The sequence below is a fragment of the Acinetobacter sp. AKBS16 genome (genome assembly GCF_002899995.1).
GTDB classification, from domain to species: domain Bacteria; phylum Pseudomonadota; class Gammaproteobacteria; order Pseudomonadales; family Moraxellaceae; genus Acinetobacter; species Acinetobacter baumannii.
Genome location: NZ_POYH01000079.1, coordinates 1 through 5753, shown reverse-complemented (window position 1 = coordinate 5753; position 5753 = coordinate 1). Strand labels below are relative to the sequence as shown.

General features: G+C 37.0%; 8 protein-coding genes. 6 read left to right on the top strand and 2 right to left on the bottom strand.

What is annotated here, in order from left to right; genetic code table 11:
• The 5 genes from C1642_RS13765 to C1642_RS13745 all read left to right on the top strand — a co-directional run.
• The coding region (locus tag C1642_RS13765) for an aminopeptidase N C-terminal domain-containing protein (protein ID WP_146035335.1) at positions 1-662 on the top strand (662 nt) is incomplete at its 5' end.
• A gap of 187 nt (positions 663-849) precedes the next feature.
• Entirely contained in the window at positions 850-1536 is a 687-nt protein-coding gene (locus tag C1642_RS13760; protein ID WP_002059711.1) for a glutathione S-transferase family protein, read from the top strand.
• Between the two features lie 7 nt (positions 1537-1543).
• On the top strand, positions 1544-2305 hold the full coding sequence (locus C1642_RS13755; protein WP_103236451.1) for an SDR family NAD(P)-dependent oxidoreductase: 762 nt from the start codon (positions 1544-1546) through the stop codon (positions 2303-2305).
• 9 nt (positions 2306-2314) lie between these two features.
• Positions 2315-2998, top strand: coding sequence for an SDR family NAD(P)-dependent oxidoreductase (locus tag C1642_RS13750; RefSeq protein WP_103236450.1), 684 nt, complete (start codon positions 2315-2317; stop codon positions 2996-2998).
• Between the two features lie 77 nt (positions 2999-3075).
• The gene (locus C1642_RS13745) at positions 3076-3633 is read left to right on the top strand and encodes a chorismate mutase (protein ID WP_000932080.1); all 558 of its coding nucleotides are present in this window, start codon (positions 3076-3078) and stop codon (positions 3631-3633) included.
• Between the two features lie 28 nt (positions 3634-3661).
• Here the strand turns inward: C1642_RS13745 and C1642_RS13740 are convergent, their stop codons facing one another.
• Entirely contained in the window at positions 3662-4147 is a 486-nt protein-coding gene (locus tag C1642_RS13740; RefSeq protein ID WP_001089197.1) for an Lrp/AsnC family transcriptional regulator, read from the bottom strand.
• A 607-nt stretch (positions 4148-4754) separates the two neighbouring features.
• Between C1642_RS13740 and C1642_RS13730 the strand changes: the two genes are divergently transcribed.
• A complete protein-coding gene (locus C1642_RS13730; protein ID WP_001980666.1) occupies positions 4755-5093 on the top strand; it encodes a hypothetical protein in 339 nt (112 codons plus the stop codon).
• A gap of 575 nt (positions 5094-5668) precedes the next feature.
• Here C1642_RS13730 and C1642_RS13725 read toward each other — a convergent pair.
• On the bottom strand, positions 5669-5753 hold an 85-nt coding region (locus tag C1642_RS13725), incomplete at its 5' end, for an IS3 family transposase (protein ID WP_146035315.1).

Genomic DNA, 5753 nt, shown 5'->3' with positions numbered 1-5753 from the left:
ATCGTTTGGCACAAGAGTTGGGGGCGTTCTGGAAAGATACGTACCTTACACTTGACCCAGACTTGCAAAAAGAATTTTCTTTAGCGATGGGTGTACGTGCATTAAAGAACATTATGCTCATGATGATGGCGCGTCAGGGTGATCAAAGTGCATTTGAATTAGCTTATGAGCAATATCAAAGCACGGGGAATATGTCTGAACGTTTAGGTGCGCTGCGTGTACTAGTGTGGCAAAGTGCGCCTCAAGCACAAGAAGCCCTAGCTGATTTCTATAACCGCTTTAAAGACGAAGCATTGTCTTTGGACCAATGGTTTATGATTCAGGCAGCAAATCCAAATGCTACAGTTGAGACAATTGAATATCTAACTCAGCATCCTGATTATGACTTAACTACACCAAACCGTATTCGCGCCGTGAGTGGTGGTTTGTCAAATAACCCTGAAAATACGTGGGGCTTTGGTGTAGCTCACTTTATTAATCTTGCAGAATATCTGGACGAGAAAAACCCGATTTTAGGTTCACGTTTATTACAGGTGTTATCTCGCTGGTATACGCTTGCCGAACCTCAGCGCACTCAAGTGCAACAGGCTTTACAAGCGTTGCAGCCTAAAGTGAAATCTAAAAACGTTTCTGAAACTTTAAATAGTATGCTGAGCGTTTAATTAGATTTTCTAAATTATTCATGTTTTCAAAGCGCTATTTCTTTAAAAGGGGTAGCGCTTTTTTATATTTTGAAACTTGGTCGTCATCAAAAACAGTTTGACTTAAAAAGATATTCTGTATATTTAATAATTAGTTCCAAAAAGGAACTGAGTGGCAAAACAGGCAATTAAAAATAAAGGTGAATAAATGTCGGATATTATTTTGCATCAATGGGAAATTTCTCCATTTTGTCAAAAAGTTGCAAGAGCTTTGAAATTTAAGGGAATCCCATACGAAACGATTAATTACAACGGCATTCTTGGAGCGAAAGTACCTTTGCTCAGTAAAGTGGGCAAAGTACCTGTTATTGACCATAAAGGACAGCGTATACAAGACAGTACCCGTATCGCTCGCTACCTAGACGAAACCTTTCCGGATACACCTCGACTTTATCCCGAAGACCCAAATCAAAAAGCACTTGTAGAACTTTGGGAAGACTGGGCAGATGAATCACTCTATTTTTATGAAGTATATTTAAGAGTAAATGATTCGGAAGCTTTAGAAGAAGCAATTCGTATTAGCAGTATTGGCCGTCCTGCATATGAAAAACCTATGGTGAAGGGTTTTATTTTAGCTGAACTCAAAACACAGCTTTTCTTTCAAGGCTTGGGCAGAATGAAGGCTGAAAATGTTGAAGAAGAATTTATACGACACCTCGATCGTATTGAGCAGGTTTTATCACAAAGTGAATGGTTAGTGGGTGAGAATCAAACGATTGCAGACATAGCTGTAGTTGCTCAACTTGGTGAAGTCATTCGTACAAGTAAGAAGTTTGGTAAGGAAATCTTGGATCGTCCATTTATGGCAGAATGGTATAAAAAACAAACAGGTTGAGACGAGTATGGCATCAGCAACACCAGATAAAATACGAGATTGTGCAGTTGTTATTGGCGTTGGGGCATCACAGGGCATTGGTGCTGCTGTCTGTCATCGCTTTGCAAAAGAGGGCTTAAAAGTTTACGTTGCTGGACGTACTTTCCAAAAAATTGAGGCAGTAGCTGCCGAAATCCATGCCAATGCAGGTGAAGCTGTGGCATTTCGTCTAGATGCAGAAGATATCAATCAAGTTCAAGCATTGTTTGACACCATCATAAGTCAGAATGAACGCATTACTGCAGTTATTCATAATGTTGGGGGAAATATTCCCTCAATTTTTTTACACAGTCCGCTATCGTTTTTTACTCAAATGTGGCAATCCACTTTTTTATCGGCCTATTTAGTTTCTCAAAGCTGTTTAAAAATATTTAAAGAACAAAACCACGGTACACTTATTTTTACCGGAGCCAGTGCCTCGTTGCGTGGAAAGCCTTTTTTCGCAGCTTTCACTATGGGGAAATCTGCCTTGCGGACTTATGCGTTAAATTTAGCTCAAATTTATAAAAGTCAAGGCATTCATATTGCTCATGTCATTATTGATGGAATGGTGGATGGCGACAGAATTAATAAAGCTTTATTTGGTCTAGGACGTTTCATTCGTCTCACACGGGGGACGGGTGGACTCAATATTAATGCAATAGCTGACAACTATTGGATGCTCTATCAGCAAAGCCCTGAGCTTTGGACACACGAGCTAGATTTACGTCCATACCAAGAAAAATTTTGAGAGACTCATATGCTAAAAACAATATTTCAGAAGTTTCAAAAAAAGCAGGGCTGTGTGGTTATTGCAGGTCATGATATAGAACTACTTGACCAGAACTTTGTAATTTTAGACAAAAATGAGCAATCTCCATTGCATGTCTATCAAGCTGTGCATGATTCTAGCGTTCAGAATATACAAGTAAACCGTGTAAATGATGGCATAACGAGTGTCCGTTTAAACTTGGTGAATACTGAGCATTTAAAAAGCTTACTAAAATATATTGCCAGCCATAGTCATAGCATTGAGTTATGCGTGTTTCAGCCAAATTTTTCATCTGCGCCAAATATTGAAGCTTTATCTTTAGAAGAAATTGAGCACAGTTGGCAAACAACGGGTTTAAGCGCGGTGAGCGTGTCACAAGCATTGATTAAACCGATGCTAAAGCAGCAGCGGGGCACTGTTATTTTTCTTGGAGCACCATCTAATAATTCGGCTCACTACGATGTGTTAAGTCAAAGCATGTTTGCGAGTATTCGAGCGTTATCGCAGTCATTGGCAAGAGAGTTTCAGCCCAAAGGAATACACGTGACATATTGCATGGTGGAAAAATGGGATGGGCAAAACCAGCACTTTATTTCATCTGTTAAACAAGTCTGTCAGCACATCTATCAACAACCTAACACTGCATGGAGTCAAGAGCTTAGCGTGTCTTGAGATTTTACTTTCGAGTGTTCTTAAAATAGAGTACTGCTTTGGAATGACAACAGAACAATAATTTTGAAGGTACTTAAATGTTAAATATTAAGAATATTCAACAAACTGTTAAACTAGCGACTACAGTGGCAGCTTTGATGTGCTTTTCTTCACTGGCACAAGCATATCAATATGAGCAAACCGCGCGTTTAATTAACGAACGCTTATCTTATATGAAAGATGTCGCAGGTTATAAGGCAGAGCAGCATTTACCGATTGAAGATTTAACACAAGAAAAGAAAGTACTCGATCAATCGCTTTCTGAAGCCGACTCTTTTGGGCTTAACAGCGAAACAGTAAAGCCATTTATAGTAGCGCAAATGGATGTGGCTAAAGCAATCCAGTACCGTTATCGTGCCGACTGGTTGTCGAGTCCGGAAACCAACTGGAAGCCTCAAGACTTAAGCGAAGTACGCGTAAAAATTAGCGCTTTAAACACGGAGCTGCTAAAAAATATCGCCTATGAACTTAAGAAAAATAATAACAAAGCGCCTCATGGCTGTAGCTATATGTGGCCTGTTCAGCATCCTCAACTTAAAGAAGCTGACAAGAGAGCTTTATGTGTAACATTGAATAAAATCAAATTAAAACAATGAACCACCCAAAGCCGTCCCTATAAGTAAATTATTCAATCAACATTAAATCGGCAGTATTGGCAGATTTAAGTGGTCGTAAAGCAAAGGTTGAACGCGTGTGGCGGATTCCTTTAATCGAGTAGAGCTTTTTACGTAAAAAACGCTCGTAATGCTCGGCATCTTTTACGGCTACTTTCACCAAATAATCATAGTCGCCCGTAACTAAATGCGCTTCGACCACTTCCGGAATATCTGCCAAAGCCTCGCTAAAGTTTTCTAACATTTCATCATCGTGGCGTTCTAGGGTAATTTCAATAAAAAACAACTCATGAATGCCAATCGCTTTGGGGTTTACGTTTACGGTATAGCCTTCAATAATTTTTAGACTTTCTAAACGTTTGAGTCGAGTCCAGCAAGGTGAAGATGAAAGCCCGACTTCTTCGGCGAGCTGTGCAACCGTTAAACGGCCATTTCTACGTAAGGCAGATAATATTTTCCGATCTATGCGATCTAGTGTGTATTCTGTGCTGTTCAAAATATAAACCAAAGAAGATTCTTCTGTTAATTTTAAATATACGTGATTTTTATGCTGATATCATTTAAAAAAACTGAAAATTCAGTAAACATTTTGATCGACACAGCCATACACTATTTCTATGCATCGGACTCTACTGGATAGGAGTTGTGATGAAGCAAAGAGCACTGTTTCAGTAAGGGTGACTAAACAGTGCTCTTTGCGGATCTTACCCAAAAATCAAATATTAGGAATTTTTGATTCATACATTAGAATCATCAAATACTGGTTAAATAATAAATATATTCTTATTGGTCATAGCGCTTATCTTTCCAAGAATCTTATTAAATATCCTAACTAAATAGCTAAATATTATTATTGAAAGTCAAAAAAAGGCATACTTTAATCCCTAACCAAAGTACTAATTTAACAATTAAATAGGGAAGTAAAATAAATATTATTTATTTGTTAAAACTTAATCACATAATTTTAATAAGGTGATTAAATATTCAAAAGAGAAGAAGGCTATCCTGTTTTCTTTATTATTAATAGACACTTAGAGATAATTATTATTTAATACGCCCGCAATATTATCACTAATACTTTTAATAACTTTTTCGGGGAAATAATGCGTAATTTTTTAGTAACGATTTTCACTTTATTAGTAGGAACATCAATTTATGCAAGTCAAGAATCTAGAAATCTTCTAGAGCAAACACAATGTGAGAAAGCAGTAGAGCTTCATGGTTTTTTAAGCCGAGCTCAACTTGATTGTAACTATCACTATTATTCAGAAGAGTTAAAAGAGGCTGCCGCAAAATGTACTAAACATGATCTCGGCGAAAAATATGGTAGAGAGGTTATGAAATTTGGGATGAAGGAATTTGAAGAGCGGAAGAAAGAGGACTCACAGGGCCACTTTTGTCATAAGGTTTTAAAAGAATTTCCAAAATATATTAAACAATAAAAAATAAGGTTTTAAAAACCTCTTCTAGCAAGCCGATAAGATGGATTTAATTATTCATTTTATCGGTCTATAAATTTACTAGTTAAATTAGAGAATAATTCTTAAAAAATTAGCTAATATAAAACTTCACCTTGTTTTAGATCTAACAATAATCATTTTTTAGTTTGAATCCCTTATTGTAACTATAAAAATAATATTTCCTTCCTTGGATTAGCCGTTCGTTATGTATTATGGAGGAAAATAAGCATCAGTCGGCATTCAAAGTCTTAATTAATATAGCGGAGTACATTTTAAGTTTACTTATATTTTTAAATTTCAAAAATAAAAGATTCTAGAATGGATGACTAAATCTTAAGTAAAGTTATTTTATAGAGTTTTTAAAGCTTTATTTCTAGCCAATATCACATTGACACCTAAAACCCCTCCGATTATCCTTTGCCTGCTGGCCTACATTGCCAGTTGGTTTTAGCAGACCATTAGCCAAAGAACACGAAAAAGTAATCACTTTTTTGTGGGAATCCCTGCGTGCCCCCTCTGCGGCGGAATGATCTGCCCCCATAAAGTTGGACAGTTAGTTAAGCAGTTTTTATAAACTGGTTTCTATATTGTACAGGGGATAAACCTTGTAGCTTCACCTTGATTCTCTCATGATTATAATAA